The 18,868-nt window shown below is 69.2% G+C and carries 16 protein-coding genes; 6 read left to right on the plus strand and 10 right to left on the minus strand.

Going from position 1 to position 18,868, the window contains the following annotated elements:
• Positions 1-2: 2 nt before the first annotated feature.
• A complete protein-coding gene (locus tag VMT65_RS21545; protein WP_326310104.1) occupies positions 3-992 on the plus strand; it encodes an LLM class F420-dependent oxidoreductase in 990 nt (329 codons plus the stop codon).
• 53 nt (positions 993-1,045) lie between these two features.
• Here the strand turns inward: VMT65_RS21545 and VMT65_RS21550 are convergent, their stop codons facing one another.
• The 6 genes from VMT65_RS21550 to VMT65_RS21575 all read right to left on the minus strand — a co-directional run bounded on the left by VMT65_RS21550 (position 1,046) and on the right by VMT65_RS21575 (position 13,215).
• Positions 1,046-2,779, minus strand: a complete 1,734-nt coding sequence (locus tag VMT65_RS21550) for a MinD/ParA family ATP-binding protein (RefSeq protein WP_442790273.1) — start codon at positions 2,777-2,779, stop codon at positions 1,046-1,048.
• A gap of 136 nt (positions 2,780-2,915) precedes the next feature.
• The gene (gene leuA / locus VMT65_RS21555) at positions 2,916-4,718 is read right to left on the minus strand and encodes a 2-isopropylmalate synthase (RefSeq protein ID WP_326310105.1); all 1,803 of its coding nucleotides are present in this window, start codon (positions 4,716-4,718) and stop codon (positions 2,916-2,918) included.
• 223 nt (positions 4,719-4,941) lie between these two features.
• On the minus strand, positions 4,942-5,940 hold the full coding sequence (locus VMT65_RS21560) for a zinc-binding metallopeptidase family protein (protein WP_326310106.1): 999 nt from the start codon (positions 5,938-5,940) through the stop codon (positions 4,942-4,944).
• 3 nt (positions 5,941-5,943) lie between these two features.
• Entirely contained in the window at positions 5,944-6,837 is an 894-nt protein-coding gene (locus VMT65_RS21565) for a transglutaminase family protein (RefSeq protein ID WP_326310107.1), read from the minus strand.
• A gap of 3 nt (positions 6,838-6,840) precedes the next feature.
• Positions 6,841-9,564 carry a circularly permuted type 2 ATP-grasp protein gene (locus VMT65_RS21570; RefSeq protein WP_326310108.1) on the minus strand — a complete coding sequence of 908 codons (2,724 nt, stop codon included), beginning with the start codon at positions 9,562-9,564 and terminating at the stop codon, positions 6,841-6,843.
• 21 nt (positions 9,565-9,585) lie between these two features.
• Positions 9,586-13,215 (minus strand): transglutaminase family protein, encoded by a 3,630-nt coding sequence (locus VMT65_RS21575; RefSeq protein ID WP_326310109.1) that lies wholly within the window; start codon positions 13,213-13,215, stop codon positions 9,586-9,588.
• Between the two features lie 114 nt (positions 13,216-13,329).
• On the opposite strand from VMT65_RS21575, the gene VMT65_RS21580 reads away from it, so the two are divergent.
• The 3 genes from VMT65_RS21580 to VMT65_RS21590 all read left to right on the plus strand — a co-directional run bounded on the left by VMT65_RS21580 (position 13,330) and on the right by VMT65_RS21590 (position 14,571).
• On the plus strand, positions 13,330-13,563 hold the full coding sequence (locus VMT65_RS21580) for a hypothetical protein (RefSeq protein ID WP_326310110.1): 234 nt from the start codon (positions 13,330-13,332) through the stop codon (positions 13,561-13,563).
• A 16-nt stretch (positions 13,564-13,579) separates the two neighbouring features.
• Entirely contained in the window at positions 13,580-14,221 is a 642-nt protein-coding gene (locus VMT65_RS21585) for a hypothetical protein (RefSeq protein WP_326310111.1), read from the plus strand.
• A gap of 146 nt (positions 14,222-14,367) precedes the next feature.
• Positions 14,368-14,571 carry a hypothetical protein gene (locus VMT65_RS21590; RefSeq protein WP_143161508.1) on the plus strand — a complete coding sequence of 68 codons (204 nt, stop codon included), beginning with the start codon at positions 14,368-14,370 and terminating at the stop codon, positions 14,569-14,571.
• 50 nt (positions 14,572-14,621) lie between these two features.
• Here the strand turns inward: VMT65_RS21590 and recR are convergent, their stop codons facing one another.
• Together recR and VMT65_RS21600 are read right to left on the minus strand one after the other, a co-directional pair.
• Positions 14,622-15,230, minus strand: a complete 609-nt coding sequence (gene recR / locus VMT65_RS21595) for a recombination mediator RecR (protein ID WP_326310112.1) — start codon at positions 15,228-15,230, stop codon at positions 14,622-14,624.
• A gap of 18 nt (positions 15,231-15,248) precedes the next feature.
• Positions 15,249-15,581, minus strand: coding sequence for a YbaB/EbfC family nucleoid-associated protein (locus VMT65_RS21600; protein WP_326310113.1), 333 nt, complete (start codon positions 15,579-15,581; stop codon positions 15,249-15,251).
• Positions 15,582-15,682: 101 nt separating this feature from the next.
• On the opposite strand from VMT65_RS21600, the gene VMT65_RS21605 reads away from it, so the two are divergent.
• Both VMT65_RS21605 and VMT65_RS21610 read left to right on the plus strand, forming a co-directional pair.
• A complete protein-coding gene (locus VMT65_RS21605) occupies positions 15,683-16,492 on the plus strand; it encodes a MerR family transcriptional regulator (protein ID WP_326310114.1) in 810 nt (269 codons plus the stop codon).
• A gap of 30 nt (positions 16,493-16,522) precedes the next feature.
• On the plus strand, positions 16,523-16,873 hold the full coding sequence (locus VMT65_RS21610) for a VOC family protein (RefSeq protein WP_326310115.1): 351 nt from the start codon (positions 16,523-16,525) through the stop codon (positions 16,871-16,873).
• On the opposite strand, the gene VMT65_RS21615 is transcribed toward VMT65_RS21610, so the two are convergent.
• Together VMT65_RS21615 and VMT65_RS21620 are read right to left on the minus strand one after the other, a co-directional pair.
• Positions 16,870-17,307 carry an SRPBCC family protein gene (locus VMT65_RS21615; RefSeq protein ID WP_326310116.1) on the minus strand — a complete coding sequence of 146 codons (438 nt, stop codon included), beginning with the start codon at positions 17,305-17,307 and terminating at the stop codon, positions 16,870-16,872. The two genes, VMT65_RS21610 and VMT65_RS21615, sit on opposite strands and share 4 nt — an antisense overlap.
• A 149-nt stretch (positions 17,308-17,456) precedes the next feature.
• Entirely contained in the window at positions 17,457-18,677 is a 1,221-nt protein-coding gene (locus VMT65_RS21620) for an SLC13 family permease (protein ID WP_326310117.1), read from the minus strand.
• Positions 18,678-18,868 lie beyond the last annotated feature (191 nt).

The raw sequence follows: 18,868 nt of genomic DNA on the forward strand, positions 1-18,868 counted from the left end.
GCATGAGCATTCGACTCGGGTATCAGATGCCGAACTTCAGCTACGGGGTCGCGCCGCGGGATCTCTTCCCGGCGGTGGTGGCGCAGGCGCGCGAGGCCGAGGCGGCGGGCTTCGACGCGGCCTTCGTCATGGACCACTTCTACCAGCTGCCGCTCATGGGCGCGCCCAGCGAGCCCATGCTCGAGGCGTACACGGCGCTGTCCGGCCTGGCGGCGTCCACCGAGCGAATCCAGTTGTCCGCCTTGGTGACCGGCAACACCTACCGCAATCCGGCGCTCACCGCCAAGACCGTCACCACCCTGGACGTGGTGAGCCGGGGCCGGGCCGTGCTGGGCATCGGCGCGGGCTGGTTCGAACTCGAGCACCAGGCCTATGGATTCGACTTCGGGACGTTCACCGAACGCTTCGAGAAGCTCGAGGAGGCCCTCGAGATCATCACGCCGATGCTGCGCGGCCAGCACTCCACCTTCGAGGGCAAGTGGTACCGCACCCGGGACGCCATGAACGAGCCGCGGGTGCGCGATGATCTGCCGATCCTGCTCGGCGGTGGCGGCGAGAAGAAGACCTTCGGCCTGGCCGCCCGCTTCGCCGACCACCTGAACATCATCTGCAATGCCTCGGAGATCCCGCGCAAGCTCGAGGCGCTGCACGCCCGCCTGGACGAGGCCGGTCGCGATCCGAAGACCCTGGAGACCAGCTTCCTGGCCTTCGTCATCGTCGACGAGGACGGCGACCGCGCCCGCAAGACCCAGGCCGAGATCCTGGCCCGCCTCGGCATCACGGATCTGGGCGCGCTGCCGGTGGAGGCGCTGCGCCAGTCCCCGGCCGACCGCCAATTCGTCGGCACCCCGGACGAAGTCGCCGAGCAGATCCAGACCCGGGTGCTCGATCACGGCATCGACGGGATCATCGTCAATATGGTCACCAATGGGCACGAGGAGGGCAACGTCGAGCTGGCCGGGCGGGCGCTGGCTCCGCTGGTCCGCGGCTGACCCCAGCGAAAAAGAATGCCCCGCGGCTGTTTTCGAGCCGCGGGGCATTTCCGTCACTGCTGCGGGTAGCCGCCCGGCGGCTGGAATCCGGGCTGCTGCTGCGGATATCCGCCCTGCTGCGGCGGGAACCCCTGCGCCGCCGCGTGGTAGCCGAAGTCGTCGGCCACCATGGCGGCCAGCTCCAGCAGCGCCCGGCGGGTGGGCTTGCCGACCAGCTCCAGATCGATCTCCGCGCCCTCGGCCAGGTGATCGTCGAACGGCACCACCTGCACCGCGCGGGTGCGATCCAGGAACAGCTTGCGCAGCTGGTCCAGGTCCACCGTCGAGGAGCCCTTACGAGAGGCGTTGACCACCACCACGGTTCGCTCCACCAGCTTGTGGTAGCCGTGGTGGTCGAGCCAGTCCAGGGTCGCCGAGGCGCTGCGCGCGCCGTCGATGGCCGGGGAGGTGACCAGCACCAGCGAGCTGGCCATGTCCAGCACGCCCGACATGGCCGAGTGCATCAGACCGGTGCCGCAGTCGGTGAGGATGATGTTGTAGAACTGCTGCAGGATGCCGATGGCCTTGCGGTAGTCCGCCTCCGAGAACGCCTCCGACACGGCCGGATCCTGTTCGGAGGCAAGCACTTCCAGGCGGCTCGGGGCCTGCGAGGTGTGCGCGCGCACATCCGAGTACCGGCTGATGTGCCCGTCCTCCAACAGGTTTCGCACCGTGGAGCGGGTCTGGCGGGGCACGCGGTGCGCCAGCGTCCCGAGGTCCGGGTTGGCGTCGATGGCGATCACGCGGTCGCCGCGCAGCGAGGCGAAGGTGGAGCCGAGACCGACCGTGGTGGTGGTCTTTCCGACACCGCCCTTGAGCGAGAGGATGGCGATCCGGTAGTCCCCGCGCACCGGCTGATTCACCCGGTCCACCAACTGCCGGTACACCACGTCCGCGGCCGACTCGCCCGGATTGATGGCACCGCCGGAGGCCTTGTGCACGGCGCGACGCCAACCGCTGCGCGGCGCGCGCTTGGCCCGCTTCAACAGGTTCAGGTCATTGACCGAATGGCCCGGCGGCATCGGCTGCTGGCCGTACTGCTGCCCGAAGCTGCCCGGTGGCTGCTGCTGTTGCTGCGGAAAACCCTGCTGCGGCTGCGGATTCCAACCCGGCTGGAAGCCGACCGGCGGCTGGGGCTGCTGCGGCGGCGCGGCCGGGGGCGGCGACCAGCTGTAGATCGGCCCGTCGGGCTGATCATTGGACGGCGCGAACTGGCCCGGCTGCCCCGGACCGCCGAAATGGCCCGGCTCCCCGTTCATTTCGACGGGACCGGGCCCGCCGTTCTCGGGGAACACCCGCCGCACCATGCCGTCGCTGCCGATCTCCTGGCGGATGTCGCCGTAGGGCGTGTGGTCCACGACCTCGCCCAATGGCGCACCGGGCGGCGGAAAGCCGTTCGGCGCACCGGGATTCGGCGGCGGCGCGAACTGTCCGGCGTCCGGCGGCGGGAAGCCGCCGGCGGGCGGGAAGCCTGGCGGGCCGTAGGGTCCGGGACCGCCCGGCGCGAAGGGATTGGCTCCGGCGGGTGCCGCGAACGGGTTCGAGCCCTCCCCCGGCCCGGCCATGTGCACGGTCTGGTCGATCGAATCCGGTACCGGCGGGAAGAAACCCGCCGCCTGCTCCTCGGAGTCGGCCCCGGATTCCTTCGCCTCGTCGGGCTCGTCTCTCCCCGCGGACGCCTCGAGGGCGTCGTCGAGGCCCTCCGGATCACCCGGCTTGGCGGTCGAATTCTGATCTTTCGTGGTCACGTGTCCCCCATCTGCTCGACAGCTCGAACAGAGAGCTCGGCGCTATTGCGAACCAACGCTAGCATTATCGGCCCGCCCGGACAGTTCGAGCCCGCCGCGAAATAATCGCGGCGGGCTCGACAACCTGCGGTTTCGCTCAACCCTTGCGGGCAGCGCGGTTGACCGCCGAGACGACCGCGCGCAGCGAGGCGGTGGTGATCGAGGTGGCGATGCCGACGCCCCAGGTGACCTGATCACCGATGGCGACCTCGACGTAGGCGGCGGCCTGGGCGTCGTCACCGGAGGACATGGCGTGCTCGCTGTAGTCCAGCACCCGTACGTCGTAGCCGATGGTGGCCAGGGCGTCGACGAAGGCGGCCAGCGGGCCGTTGCCCTCACCGGAGATGGCGTGCTCGACACCGTCCACCTTGACCACGGCCTCGATGTGGTCGACGCCGCCGTCGACCTCGGAGGCGGTGACCTTCTGGCGGATGCGCTCCAGCGGCAGGATCGGGGTCAGGTACTCCTCGGAGAAGACGTCCCACATCTCCTTCGGGGTGACCTCGCCGCCCTCGCCGTCGGTAATGCGCTGGATGGCCTGCGAGAACTCGATCTGCAGGCGGCGCGGCAGCACCAGGCCGTGATCGGTCTTCATGATGTAGGCGACGCCGCCCTTGCCGGACTGCGAGTTCACCCGGATCACGGCCTCGTAGGTGCGGCCGACGTCCTTCGGGTCGATGGGCAGGTACGGGACCTCCCAGGTGATGTCGTCGACATCCGCGCCCTGCGCGTCGGCGGCGGCCTTCATGGCGTCCAGGCCCTTGTTGATGGCGTCCTGGTGCGAGCCGGAGAAGGCGGTGTAGACCAGGTCGCCGCCGTAGGGGTGGCGTTCGGCGACCGGCAGCTGGTTGCAGTACTCGACCGTGCGGCGGATCTCGTCGATGTTGGAGAAGTCGATCTGCGGGTCCACACCGCGGGAGAACATGTTCATGCCCAGCGTCACCAGGCAGACATTGCCGGTGCGCTCGCCATTGCCGAACAGGCAGCCCTCGATGCGGTCGGCACCGGCCAGGTAGCCCAATTCGGCGGCGGCGACGGCGGTTCCGCGGTCGTTGTGCGGGTGCAGCGACAGCACGATGGAGTCGCGGCGGGCCAGATTGCGGCTCATCCACTCGATGGAGTCGGCGTAGACGTTCGGGGTCGCCATCTCGACGGTGGCGGGCAGGTTGATGATCAGCGGCTTGGCCGGGGTCGGCGCGATGATCTCGGAGACCGCGTCGCAGACCTCGCGGGCGTAGTCCAGCTCGGTGCCGGTGTAGGACTCGGGGCTGTACTCGTAGCGCCAGTTGGTGTCCGGGTAGCGCTTCTCGATCTCCAGGCACAGCTTCGCGGCGTCGGTGGCGATCTTCTTGACCGCGTCGCGATCCGCGCGGAAGACCACGCGGCGCTGCAGGATCGAGGTCGAATTGTAGAAGTGCACGATCACGTTCGGTGCGCCGTTGCAGGCCTCGAAGGTGCGCTCGATCAGCTCGGCGCGGCACTGGGTCAGCACCTGAATGGTGACGTCGGCCGGAATGGCGCCGTCCTCGATGATCTCGCGGACGAAGTCGAAGTCGGTCTGCGAGGCGGACGGGAAGCCGACCTCGATCTCCTTGTAGCCCATGCGCACCAGCAGGTCGAACATGCGGCGCTTGCGGGCCGGGCTCATGGGATCGATGAGCGCCTGGTTGCCGTCGCGCAGGTCCACGGCACACCAGCCGGGCGCGCGGTCGATGATCTTGTTCGGCCAGGTCCGGTCGGGCAGCTCGATGGCCTCGACCTCCTCGGCGAACGGGCGATACCGGAAGGTCGGCATCGAGGAGTTCTTCTGCGTGTTCCAGGCGGGCTGGTCGGCGGGCGCGGGCTTGGACGGCGGGGTGATGATGCGCGTACCGGATACGAAAGCGTCAGCGGGTGACATGGCGATTTATCTCCGAGGGTGTGGCTGGATCCCAGGTATGGGGTAGACCGGCACGGCAAATCCCCGCGACGGGAGCCGGTCCGTATCAGAACCCGTCGCGGCGGCCGAGGAGAAGAAGGGCCCGCTGCATGATGATCACGAGTTTACATGCGGGCGATAGACGCCCGTAAGTCGGGGAGGCGGGGGCCACACCGGAGGTCTGCGCCTGCACGGTCCGAGTGTGTCATCCCTGCCCGGCCGCCGCGCAGAGTTCGTGAATCAAGCGCATTTTGTCGAGAACCGGGTCGGCCAGCACGAAGGGATACGGATCCCGGTGGCCCATGCTGCGATTCATCATATTGAGGGCCCAGACCAGGGGCAGCCAGAGCTCGATGATGCGGTCCAAGGCGGCGTCCCCGATCGGCGGGCGCTCGAGGGTGGCGCCGGCGGGGGCGAAGCCGAAGGCGGCCGCGGTGTCGAGGGTGTCGCGGATGTGCAGGTAGTGGGCGAAGGTCTCGGCCCAGTCCTCGGCGGGGTGCATGGTGGCGTAGGCGGAGACGTAGCGGTCTTCCCAGCCGGGCGGCGCGCCCTGCTCGTAGTGGCGCTCGAGGGCCCGCTGGTAGTCGATATCGGGGTCACCGAACAGCTCGCGGCAGCGCTCCCGGTCGCCGTCGGCGGTCACCAGGACCTCGAAGTAGTAGTGGCCGATCTCGTGGCGCAGGTGGCCGAGCAGGGTGCGGTAGGGCTCGGCCATTTCCAGGCGCACGCGTTCGCGGTGCAGCACATCGCCTTCGGCCAGGTCGAGGGTGATGATGCCGCGTTCGTGGCCGGTGGTGACGGACTCGTCGGCGCTGGCGAGCAGGTCGAAGGCCAGGCCGTGGTCCGGGTCGGCGGTGCGGTCGGTGATCGGCAGCCCCAGTTCGGTCAGTTCGAAGACCAGGCGGCGCTTGGCGGCCTCGGCCTGCCCGAAGGCCTCGAGCCAGCCGTCGTCCGAGTCCGCGGGGCGCACGCGCGTCAATCGGCAGGATTCGCACAGGATCGGGTCGGCACCGTCGGGCGGCGCCGGGACCAGCCAATTGCATTGCGCCACCAGCTGGTTCGCGCACATGGCGGACTTGCCCGGTTCGAGCGGGAGCAGCGCGCGAGCCTCGAGGTCGAATCCGATATCGCTACCGCAGCCGAGGCAGACGGTGTTCTCGAAGGCCAGTCGCTGGCCGCAGCGGGGACAGACGAAATCGCGCATGACTTACTCCTCGAGCGGTGCGACGTCGACGGAGACGGTGATGGTGGACTCCTTGGCATCGGTGTAGATGATGCCGCGCAGCGGTGGGACGTCGGCGTAGTCGCGGCCCCACGCGACGGTGACGTAGCGGTCGTCGGCGAACTGATTGTTGGTGGGGTCGAAGCCGATCCAGTGGCCATCGCCGTCACCCAAAAGCCCTTCGCCATCACCGGGCAGCCACACCGCGGCCCAGGCGTGGGTGGCGTCCGCGCCGACCATGCGCTCCTTGCCCGGGGGCGGGTCGGTGGCCAGATAGCCGGAGACGTAGCGGGCGGCCAACCCCAGGGACCGCAGGCACGCGATGGCCAGGCGCGCGAAATCCTGGCAGACGCCGTGGCGGTCGGCGAAGACGTCGGCGACGCGGGTGGTCACGGTGGTGGACCCGGATTCGTAGGCGAAATCGGTGTGGATGCGGGCGGTCAGCTCCTTCACCGCCTCCAGCAGGGGCCGCCCGGGCGGGAAGGATTCGGCGGCGTAGGCGGCCACCTCGGGAATGATCTCCGGCGGTGTCAGGTCGAGGGCGAATTCGACTGCGAGGGGCCCATTCTCACCGGACGGACGGGCCTGCTCCCAGGTGGGCTGCTCGTCGGGCGCGGTGGGCGATTCGAGCTCCACGACGGATTCACCGGTGACCTCGAGGCGGCGGTGTTCGGCGGTGACGTGGAAGTAGAGGGTGGTGTTGCCGTACACGTCGGTGCCGACCGAGCGATCCGACGGCACCGGGTCCACGCGAATATCGTGCGAAAGCAGGTGCTGGCCCGGGAATTCGCGCGGGGTGAGGAACGCGCGGCCGTAGGAACTGCTGACCACGTCCGAGTACACATAGATCGTGCGGTGCAGCACGCGCAGACGACGCATGGCTCACCCCACCACTCGCGTGGAGCCCCACAGCGGCTGGGTCTCGCGGGGCACGGAAAGCCGGGTGGCCTCGAAGGATTCGGAGAGTTTGCGCAGCCGCAGGTGGACGCCGTCGAGCAGCTCGGCCAGGTCGACGCGGTGGCCGTCGGCGTCGGTGGCCTCGAGATCGGCGGGATCGACGCGGCGCAGCATGCGCCGGGTGTCGGCCAGGAGTCGTTGTGGGCGTGAGGCTCCCGAGGCCCCGGGCAGGGTCAGGAAGTCGGCGTCCAGCTGCTCCAGCTGATAGGCCAGCGAGCGCGGATTGTGCTCGTCGAACAGCAGCAGGCCCGCGACGGCGGCGATCCGGACCGAATCCCGGTGGCGGCGGCGGTAACTCACCGCGGAGACGGTGGCCGACAGCACCGCGTCGGTCACCACCCGGCCCACCTCCTCCGGGTAGGTGTCGGTGAGCGCGGCGGACAGCAGGGCCGACAGCGCCAGCGCGCGTTCGATGCGGCGGCCGATATCCATGACGTGCCAACCGGTGTCGCGCACGGTCGATTCGGCGTCGATGCCGGTGAGCGCGAGCAGGCCGGACAACACCTTCGAGTGGACGGCCGCGAGCGCGGCTCCGCGATCGCCGCGACCGGTGTACTCGGCCAGGGCGCGATCGATGGAGCCGATGACCATCCAGGTGTCGGGCGAGAGCTGATCGCGCACGGCGCGTGCGGCTTTCGCATAGCGCTCGACCGAGAACGCGACCGAGCCGGAGAGTTCGCGGTCGACGGTGAGCGACACCAGGTAGTCGTGGTCGCGCCGGGACGCGCCGGGCAGCGCGATCGGCATGGTCGGCTCATCGGAGTATTCCCGGCGACGCGTGGACTGGGTTTGCGACTGCGATTGCGACTGACCCTGTGCCGCCTGCTCCTGCACCTGCCGACGCCGAGTGCGCCGCCGCTCGCCCGGATCCCGCTGTGCGGCGGTCTTTCTCGGCGGCTGGGCGGTGCCGGTCATCCGGCCGAGCGCGGACATGAGCACCGGCATGGCCTCCGCGCCCTCCAGCCACGGCCGGTACCGGTAGTCCTGGTGCCGGTCGTGAATGGCGCTGAGCAGGCGCACGGTGGCCTCGGCGCGCTCGCCGTAGCGGCCCAGCCAGAACAGGTCGTTGAGCACGCGCGGCGAGCTGATCACGTCCACCGAGGCGACGGCGGCCACCCGGCGCTCGCGCTCCTCGGGCACCTCCACGGCGGGAACGGCCGGGACGGCGGCGGGTGCCGCGCGCACCCATACGTCCTTGGCGGCGGCCTCCCCGACCATGCCCTCGGGTCCGCCGCGCTGATGCAGTTGCCCCAATCCGCCCTGCATGATGCGGTATCCGACGCGACCGGCCAGCGAGAACAGGCGCACCGCGACGGGTGCGGCGGCCAGTCCGCCGTCACCGGCCACGGCCGGGGCGACCGAGAATCGGGCCGGTTCCTGACCGACCCATTTCCAGCCCTCCGCCTCGATACGGGCCCGCCATTCCGCGCGCTGGACGGCGGTGAGGATGGGGCCGAAGACGGTCGTGTCGTCCACGGCGGAGCGCAGGATCAGGCGGTGCAGGTTGGCGATCAGGTGGGAGCGCTCGGAATCGCTACCACCCCAATAGGATTCGACGCCCGGCAGTTTCAGCTCCTCATCGAGCAGCCGTCGCGACAGGCCGGGCAGGAACGCGGCCAGCGCCGGATTCTCCAACAGCCCACTGCCCAGGGTGTTGACCACGGTGACCGCGCCGCGCCGCAGCACCTCCACCAAACCCACCACGCCCAACTGCGAATCCGGCCGCAGGTCCAGCGGATCGGAGAATTCGGCGTCCACCCGGCGCAGCACCACGTCGACCCGTTTCAGGGTGCCCAGCGAGCGCATCCACAACCGCCCGTCCCGCACCACCAGATCCGCGCTCTCGACCAGCGGAAAACCCAGCACCGACGCCAAATACGCCTGGTCGAAGGCGGTTTCGGAGTGCACGCCCGGGCTCAGCACGACCACCGTGGGGTCCTCGTCGGCGGCCTGCGGGGCGGCCTCGATGAGCATCAGCCGCATGGCGCGCACGAAGGGGGTGAGCGGGCGCGGGCTGGCCAGTTCGAAGGCCTCCGGAATGGCCGCGGACACGACCCGGCGATCGGCGAGCGCGTAGCCCGCACCCGAGGGGGCCTGCGCCCAGTCGGCCAGCACCCGGAAGCCGCCGTCGCTCCAGCGGCTGACATCGCAGGCGTGCAGGAACAGCTGATGCCGTCCGGGCAGCGAGATGCCGTGCGCCGCACGCACATACCCGCGATGGGCGAAGACCACCTGCGGCGGCAGCAGGCCCTCGAGGATGGTGCGGCGCGGGCCGTACACATCGGCCAGCACCGCGTCGAGCAGCCGGGAGCGTTGCACCACACCGGATTCCAGCGCGGCCCAGTCGGTGTCGGAGAGCAGCAGCGGGATCGGGTCCAGCCGCCACGGCGAGGGCGCGGCGGGCGTTTCGGCGGGGTTCAGTTCGGTGTAGGTGATGCCGTCGTCCTCGATGAGCCGCCGGACCCGGCCGTCGATGCGGTGCAGCCCTTCCCGGCCCTGGTCCAGGAAGTCGGCGGACAGGTCGGCCCACATGGCGCGCAGGCGGCCGTCGCGGTCGACGAGCTCGTCGTAGAAGCCGCCGGTCGGCAGGCCGCAGGCGTCGAGCGCGCCGGTACCGGCCGCGGCGGCACGGTAACTCGCGAATTCCACCGCTACCACTCCCCGGTGTGCCTATCGGTCGCCCGCCACGCTCGCGGTGGAACCGTGCCGGGTCCACACGGTCCGCGCTCGCCGCAGATCGAGTATTCCGGGCGCTCCCACATCGGTGGCCTGTATGGCCATTTTGGCACGCAGCTCGGCGATGTCGACCTGACCGGAGGTATGCCCGAAGGGTACGAAACGTCGATTGCGCCGCGATTGCGCGACCGCGGCGTTCACCGGCGGCGAATCGAAGTACATGCCGCCCGGATGGGACACGTAGTAGCGGCAGCCGCCGCGCGAGACGCCGGTCTCGAGATCGACCACATCGAAGACCAGCGGGGCGTCCACCGTCAGCGAGGGGTGCAGTGAGTTGGGCGGCTGCCAGGCCCGGTAGCGCACGCCCGCCACCTGCACGTCGGCCTTGCCCGCCGCGATGAGCGGCACCGGGAATCCATTGCAGGTCAGCGTGTATCGGCCCCGGTCCGCGCCGACCACCCGCACCTGCAGCCGCTCCACCGAGGAGTCCACATAGCGGGCGGTGCCGGTGCCGGTGGTCTGTTCGCCCAGGGTGTTCCACGGTTCGATGGCCCCGCGCAGTTCGACTTCCATATCCCCGAGTACCACCGTGCCGATCCGCGGAAAACGAAACTCCGCGAACGGTTCGAGCCAGCTGATATCGAATTCGATACCGTGCGAGCGCAGATCGGCCGCGACATCGGCGATATCGGCCAGCAGGAAATGCGGCAGCAGATAGCGGCCGTGCAGATTCTCGCCGTGGCGCAGCAGCGGCGCGGTGTAGGGCCGCTCCCAGAACCGCAGCACCAGCGCCCGCACCAGCAACGACTGCACCATGGCCATGCGGAAATGCGGCGGCATCTCGAAGCCGCGCAATTCCACCAATCCCAGTCGCCCGCGGGCGGTCTCGGGACTGTAGAGCTTGTCGATGCAGAATTCGGCGCGGTGGGTATTGCCGGTCAGATCGGTGAGCAGATGCCGCAGCGCCCGGTCGACGTCCCAGGGGGCCGAGGTGGACTCGCCGTCCTCACCCGCCCGCTCCGCGCTCAGGCGGGCGATCTCGGCGAAGGCGATCTCCAACTCGTAGAGCGCGTCCGCGCGACCCTCGTCCACCCGCGGGGCCTGCGAGGTCGGTCCGATGAAGCGCCCGGAGAACAGGTAGGACAGCGACGGATGCCGCTGCCAGTAGGTCAGCATCGACACCAGCAGGTCCGGTCGCCGCAGCAGGGGCGAGCGCGCGGGTGTGCGCCCGCCCAGGGTGATGTGATTGCCGCCGCCGGTGCCGCTGTGGGTGCCGTCCACATCGAACGATTCGGTGCCCAGCCGGGCCAGCCGCGCCTGCTCGTACAGGTCGTCGAGCAGTCGCGCCTGTTCGGCGAAGCTGGCGGTCGGCTGCACATTGACCTCGATCACGCCGGGGTCCGGCGTGATCGACAGGGTCTGCAGGCGCGAATCACCGGGCGGCGCATAGCCTTCCAGCACGACCGGCTGCCCGACCTCGGCGGCCGCCGCCTCGATCCGGGCGACCAGATCGCAGAAGGCGTCGAAATCCTCCAGCGGGGGCAGGAATACGAACAGTCGACCGTCGCGCACCTGGGCCACCAGCGCGGTGGTGGGTGCGCCGTCGGCCGGTTCGACCACGGCGGGCTCGTCCGGACGCGGGGTCGTCGCCGCGGCCAACGGGTCCGGATCCGGCGGTACGGGCGCGTCGTGCCAGGAGATCGATCCGAGCGGCAGCCGCAGGCCGGCCGGAGAATCGCCTTCGGTCAAGACGATTCGACCGCGTCGGAGTCGCCAGTCCGCACTCGCCCAGCCCGAGCCGTCGGCGCGGCGATACAGCGGCAGCACATAGGCGGCCGGTTCGGTGACGACCGCGTCGAGGGCGGCGAGCAGGGCCTTGCGCGCCTGCACCGAATCCTCGCCCGGCTCCAGGTCTTCGACCGAGTCGATCGGCTCGCCCTCCGGCACACGGGTTTTCGCCGCGAGCCGCAGCAGGGCGTCCTCGTAGGCGGGTCGTACCTGACTGGGCGGCAGCCCCAACCCGTTCGCCACGTGTCGGATCAGCGCGCGTGCGGGCGCGGGCGCGTCATCCGACGGCGACGACCCGACCCCGGAGCCGCCCCGGAGAGTGCGCAGACCCACCGTGGCCGACTCGGTGCGGGCGGCCTGGACCCGCCACGCCTCATGGTTCTCGTCCATGAATTCGGCTGCGACGGAACGTCTTCCGTTCCCATTGGCCAGCGGCGTGCGCGCGGCCGCGAGATCCGGTGCCAGGTAGGCGGTGCCGACCGGAGTCGACTCGGCGACGATGTCCGGCTCGTCCGGTCGCGGGTCGGCGGCGGCCTGGCGAATGTGGCGCTGGTCCGGCGGCAGCCAGGGATCGTCCAGCAGCGCTGGATCCAGCCACAGCGGCTCGTTGTCGGTGCGCCAGAGCAGGGCGATGTCCCAGCGCGGCAAGGGTTCTCCGGGATACCACTTGCCCTGGCGGTACTGGACCAGCCCGTTCGGCGCGTACCGCGCGCGCAGGCGTTGGGCGAGATCGGCGGCGCGTTCGCGCTTGTGCGGACCGTCGGCCTCGGTGGTCCATTCGGGGCTGGTCTGGTCGTCGATGGAGACGAAGGTGGGTTCGCCGCCGATGGTCAGGCCGATGCCCGCCGCGCGGGTGCGGGCGTCCACCGCGGCACCGGCCGCCGCGATGCGCTCCCACTGACTGTCGCTGTAGGGCAGCGTGGTTCGCGGATCCTCGTGAATGCGGCGCACGGTATTGGAGAAGTCCAGCGTGGCATTGACGGGATCGGTCGCGCCGGTGATGGCGGCCGAGGAGACCGGGTGCGGCGTGGCGGCCAGCGGGATGTGGCCCTCACCGGTGAACAGACCGGAGGTGGGGTCCAGACCCACCCAGCCCGCGCCCGGGAGATAGACCTCGGTCCAGGCGTGCAGATCGGTGAAGTCGGCGGGCGGGCCGGAGGGACCGTCGAGGGACGGGATGTCCTGGGCGAGCTGGATCAGATAGCCGGAGACGAACCGTGCGGCCAAACCGAATTCGCGCAGGATGGCGGTCAACAGCCAGGCCGAGTCGCGGCAGGAGCCGAGCGCCGAGCGCAGCGTGTGGTCCGGTGTCTGCACCCCGGGTTCCATGCGAATGGTGTAGCCGACATCGTGGCGCAGGGCCTGATTCAACGAGATCAGGAATTCGATGGTGCGCGGATGGTGTTCCGGCCGATGGCTCGCCACCCACTCGCGCACCAATTCCCCGGTGCCGGAGCCGGGTTCGCCCTCGTCCACCGGACGCAGGTACACGTCCAGGTCGGTGGCGAGTTCGGGGGTGTAGGAGAAGGGGAAGTGTTCGGCGTACTCCTCGACGAAGAAGTCGAACGGGTTGATCGCCTCCAGATCGGCGACCAGACCGATCACCACCGACAATTCCCGCGCGGGCTCGGTGAACACCAGGCGCGCAAGGTAATTGCCGAAGGCGTCCTGCTGCCAGTTCACGAAGTGCTCGGCGGGCGTCACCCGCATGGAATAGGCCTCGATGGTGGTGCGCGTATGCGGCGCCGGGCGCAGCCGGACCACGTGCGGATGAATCCGCACGGCGCGGTCGAAGGTGTAGACGGTGCGATGCTCGAGGGAAACCTTGATCCCCATCCGTCCAGTTCACCACGTGGAGCGCCTGCCACGCTGGCGTTTTTCCGACAGTTCGGGCGACACGCGGTGAGCTCCCACAGTTGTCGCACCGTGGTGATATCACCGTAACGACGCGTGAAGGAGGAGACGGTGGAACGCATCGACTGCGCACTGTGCGAATCGGCCCTCGATCACTGTCACGGGACATTGATCGTGCACGCCGCGGGCTCGGTGGACTGCACCGAATCCGACTGTTTCGATACCGCCCGGGCCCGGCATGTGTTCGTGGCCGACTGCGCGGATGTGGCGGGCGGCTGTGCCTGCGCCGCGCCGCAGGTGCGGACCGGTCGGCAGGCTCAGGCGGGCTAGCCACTAGCCTGGCCGGGTGAGCTACGACCTCGTTCTGCTGCCCTCCGGCGCCGCCGCGTCCCCCGCCGAGGTGGACGCGTACCTGACCGCGCAGGACGGTCGATCGGCGGTCGACGCCGTCGCCGAGATCGCGGCCGAGCTGGACAAACGCAATGCCGAACTGCCCGAGGCGGACGCCTTCCTGGGCGCACCGGCCGTCGACGGCGTGCTGGGCGACGCGCTGTTCGTGTCCACGCCCTACGACGCCATCGGACACACCCGAAACCTCCTGTTCGAGCTGGGCACCCCGCGCGGCTACGCGGTGTGGGATCCGCAGCTGGCCTGGCTCATCGACCCGGCCGGCTCCGTGGCCGCCGCCGTCACCCACGGCGGTGCCGGTGAATTCCCCTATCTGACAAAGCAACTCGTGGACGCGTGGGTGCCCGACCTCGGCCAGCCCGGCCCGTATCTGATCGTGGAAACCGGTGATCAGGTCTACATCCAGACCTATCGGCATCCGGATGGGCATTTCGATCTCGAATACCGCGAAGGGTCCGCGGATAAGCATTTCGCCGCTACCGCAAACGATCCGCGAATTGTCGCGGATCTGATCTGGGGATGGGCCACCAGAGATCGTTCGGGATTCGCGGCCCTCGATTGGCAGCGACTCACATTCTGACCGCTGAATAACGGAGAGATTCCAATTTCGGCTCGCCCGCCTCGGCAATGAAGGATGCGCGCGCGAAGGAAAGCTAACATTTCGCTAATTGCACGCGGTGTTTTCATGCTAGTTCGCAATACTCACCGACGCGAGGAGCGAGAGAGATGAAGCTACGTCCGACCATGAGCGCGGGGACCTTGCGTAAAGGCTTGGCCGTCGTGGCCGGATTAGCGGCTACCTTCGCCATCGCGGTGGCATTGCACGCCAGCGGCGCGGGGGCGGATATCCCCCGCAATGTTCAGCACATTCCGTGCCCGCAGCCGGCGGCGCTCCCGGCACCCCTGCCCGCGCCGCCGACCTGGACTTAGACAACTCTCGTAACTCTCAGGGGTTCCCCCTGAAACCCCAAAGCCCCGTGTCAGAGCGCCCGGCGGCCCGAAAGCGCTCGGCCCAGGGTCAATTCGTCGGCGAACTCCAAGTCGCCGCCCATGGGTAGGCCGCTGGCCAGGCGAGTCACGCTCAGGCCCGGGAAGTCTCGCAGCATGCGGACCAGATACGTCGCGGTCGCCTCGCCCTCGGTATTGGGGTCGGTGGCGATAATGACCTCGGTGACGTCCACGCCGTCGTCCTGATTTCCGATGCGGGTCAGCAGTTCCCGAATGCGCAATTGGTCGGGACCCACGCCCGAGAGCGGGTCGAGCGCGCCGCCCAAAACGTGGTAGCGGCCGCGGAATTCGCGGGTGCGCTCGATGGCCTGCACATCCTTGGGCTCCTCGACCACGCAGATCATGGTGCGATCGCGGCGCGGGTCGGCGCAGATGCGGCAGAGCTCACCGTCGGAGACGGTGCCGCAGACGGCACAGAACCGCACGCCGTCGCGCACCTTCTGTAGCGCCGCCTGCAGGCGGTCGATCTCCGGCGGCTCCACCCCGAGCAGGTGAAACGCGATGCGCTGCGCGCTCTTCGGGCCGACGCCGGGCAGTTTGCCCAGCTCGTCGATGAGATCCTGAACCGGACCCTCGTACACCTGCGCCGTCCTCCGCCGTCAGAATCCGGGCAGGGCGCCGCCGCCCATGCCGCCCGCGAGCGGCCCCAGGCGTTCGGCGGCCAGGTTCTGCGCGGCCTCCATCGCGCTGTTGAGCGCGCCGATCACCAGATCCTGCAGGGTCTCGATGTCCTCGGGATCGACCACCTTCGGGTCGATGGTCAGCGCCAGCACCTCACCGGTGGCCTTGATCTTGGCGCGCACCAGGCCGCCGCCCGCCTCGCCCTCGACCTCGGATTCCGCGATCTCCTGCTGCGCGGCCATGACGGCCTGCTGCATCTGCTGGGCCTGGGCCATCAACTGCTGGATGTCGAATCCTTCACCGGGCTGCACGGCGCGTCCTTCCTGGGGGATGGTGATTGCACCCCAGCCTAGTCGGCGGCACGCGGTGATCTTCTTGACTCTCCCCTCGCTGGAGGGTGTTCGCTTAGGGCATGACGGCAACGGTTCCGATCGGCGAGTTCTCCCGGCTCACCTACCTGACCATCAAGACGCTGCGCTACTACCACGAGATCGAGCTGCTGGAGCCGGTCGCCATCGACCCGAGCTCGGGCTATCGGTTCTATTCGACCGAGCAGGTGGACCAGGCGCATCTGATCAAACGGCTGCGCGAGCTGAACATGCCGCTGCCGGAGATCAAGGCGGTCATGGCGGCCCCGGATCAGGCGGCGCGGGACGCGGCCATTCGAGCGCATCTCGAGCGCATGGAGGCCGAACTGGTGCGCACCCGCGACGTGGTCGCGTCGTTGAAGGCGCTACTGCTGCCGTCGGCGGGGCTGACGGTCGAATACCGTTCCATCGCAAGCCTTCCCGTGCTGGCCATGACCGCGACCGTCACCCGCGACGAGTGCGGCCCGTGGTGCGAGCACAGTTTCGGCGCGATGTACGGCAGTCTGGCCGCGGCCGATCTCGCACCGGCCGGACCGGGCGGTGCGACCTACGCGCTGGAGTTCTTCGAATACGACAAGGGCGAGGTCGTCACCTACGTGCCGATCGATCCGCGCCAGCGCGACCGCTTCGACCCCGGATCGGTGCTGGACCTGCCCGCCCGCCGCTTCGCCGTCGCGGTGCACGCGGGCCCGTTCGACGATTTCGACCGCACCTACGGGGCCCTGGGCAGCCATGTGGCCGAACACGACTCGTCATTGGCCGAGCCCGTACGCGAGATCTACCTGGTCGGGCCCGGTGACGCCGAGCCCGCCGACTACCGCACCGAAGTCTGCTGGCCGATCGGTCGGCTCTGAAATATCGGCTCTGAAAACAAGGAGAGAACCATGGCACTGTCCCTCGGCAATATCGTCTTCGACTGCCACAATGCCGCCGCCCTGGCGGGCTTCTACGCGCAGTTGCTGGACCGGCCGGTCGACGAGGGCGCGAACGAGTACTTCGCGACCATCGACAACGCCGCCGCCACACCGACGTTCATGTTCGTCGCGGTCCCGGACAAGAATCCGGGCAAGAACGTGGTGCACCTGGATCTGACCGGCGGCGCGCTGCCCGACGAGATCGAGCGCGCGGTCGCCCTCGGGGCCAAGCACATCGCGGACTTCGACGAATACGGCGCGAAGTGGGCGACGCTGAGCGACCCGGAGGGCAACCTCTTCGATATCGGCGTCTCGAACTAGGCGGCCAGTTCCCGCTTCAGGTTCTCGAGCACCTCGGCCTGGATCTTCTTCAGGCCGAGCGGCGCGAAGATGCCCTCGAAGATGCCGCCGATGCCGCCCGCGCCCTTCCAGGTGGTGCGCACGGTGACCAGCGAGCCCGAACCCGACGGCGTCACGGTCCAGGCGGTGACCATGGAGGAGTTCGAATCCCGTTCCGTCACCATGGAATCGGAGACCGAGACGGCGGCGCGCACATTGCGGGACCGCTTCTCGGTGGCCTGCAGCGTCCACTCGGCGACGGTGCCCGCGCCCCGGCCGCCCTCGACCACCTTGTAGTCGCGGTAGTGCGAGGAGAGGATCTTCGGCCGCACTGTCTCGTAATCGGCGATCGCGTCGAGGGTGCGCGCGGGATCCGCCGACACGACGATCGAACTGGAGGCGCTGACCTGTCCCACCATGTGCTCCTTTGTGATTACGCGGGCCGACCGGCACTGCAACCCTGCACCGCTGCTCCGCGGTGTGCCCTGTTACCGCTGGGTCATGCTACGCCGGATCGCGACGGGCCGGTTCGCTGCGCCACGTGGGCTCCGCCACCCCGGGGGTGCTAGCGGGTGAGCAGCAGACCCGCCGTCGCGGCGGCGGTCGCCGCCACGGCCAGCACCAGTCCGGTCAGCACGAACTTGCGCAGCGGCACCTCGACCGCGTGGGTGCGGCAGAACTCCAGGCACAGCAGCGTCGCCAACGAGGCCCACGGCGTCACCACCGGGGCGACGTTCACGCCGATCAGCAAGGCCAGCAACTGGTTTCGCTCGCCGTCGGCGATGACGGCCTCACCGGCGGTGTAGGCGGGCAGGTTGTTGACGACATTGGACAGGGCCGCGCCCGCCCCCGCCGCCCGGAAGACGCCGAGGCCGCTGCCGTCCCCGCCGATCAGCTCGGCCATGACGTGCGAGAGCCCGTGCAGCGACAGCGTGGGCACCACCAGGAACAGTCCGGACACGAAAACCAGCAGCCGCCAAGGGAACAGCGACCAGCGCAGCGCGGCGCGGTCGTAGACCGCGAAGGCCGCCACCGCGATGACCGCCGCCACCGTGGCGGCGATCCCGATCCGATCCCCCACCACCGGAATCGCCAGCACGAACAGCACGCACGCGCCGCCGGAGACGGAGAACAGCACCCGCTCGCGCGCGCTCTCCAGCCGGATCGGCTCGGGCACCACGTACCGGTCGGACCCGCGCTGCGCGCGCCGCCAGTACCACCACCACAGGCACACCATGGTCACCGCGATCGAAAGCAGCTGCGGCAGCCACATTCTGCCGCCGAACCCGGTCGCGGTCAGCGCCACCCGATCCGCGGCCAGCAGGTTCGTCAGATTCGATACCGGCAGCAGCAGACTCGCCGTATTCGCCAGCCACAGGGTCGTCATGGCCAGGGGCAGCGGGGGAATCCGGGCGGGCACCGCCAGCGCGAGCATGACCGGCGTCAGCAGTACCGCGGTGGTGTCGAGGTTGAGCACCATCGTGGTGGTCGCGGCGAACAGCACGCACAGCAGGAACAATCCGACATAGTTCCCGCCCGCGACGATCGCCAGCCGGTGCGCGATCACGTCGAACACCTTGGCTCGCCGCGCCAGCTGCGCCAGCACGATCACGCTGCCCAGGAACAACAGCAGCGGCGCGATCCGCCGCATGTTCACGGCCGCCTCGTGCCGGGGCAGCAGTCCGGTTGCCACACACAGCAACCCGGCCGCCAGCAGCCCGATTCGGACCGTGTCCAGCAGGTTGGGCCGCCATCGCGAGGTCTCCGGCTGATCTAGATCCTGCATTGGAAAAGTATGAACGGCCCGGCGCACATCGCGATTCAATCGTTAGCGAGAGTAAGAATCATCACGAGAATACGGGGAATAGACTCACAGGAAGGCAGGTAAGGACTGCCGACACGCATGCAAACTATGCGTGAAAACCCGCCCCGCCGGTGCTCCCCTGCTGGCCGCACCGGTCGGTACACGCTAGGTTT

It is taken from the genome of Nocardia sp. CDC153 (assembly GCF_035818515.1).
Taxonomy (GTDB): domain Bacteria; phylum Actinomycetota; class Actinomycetes; order Mycobacteriales; family Mycobacteriaceae; genus Nocardia.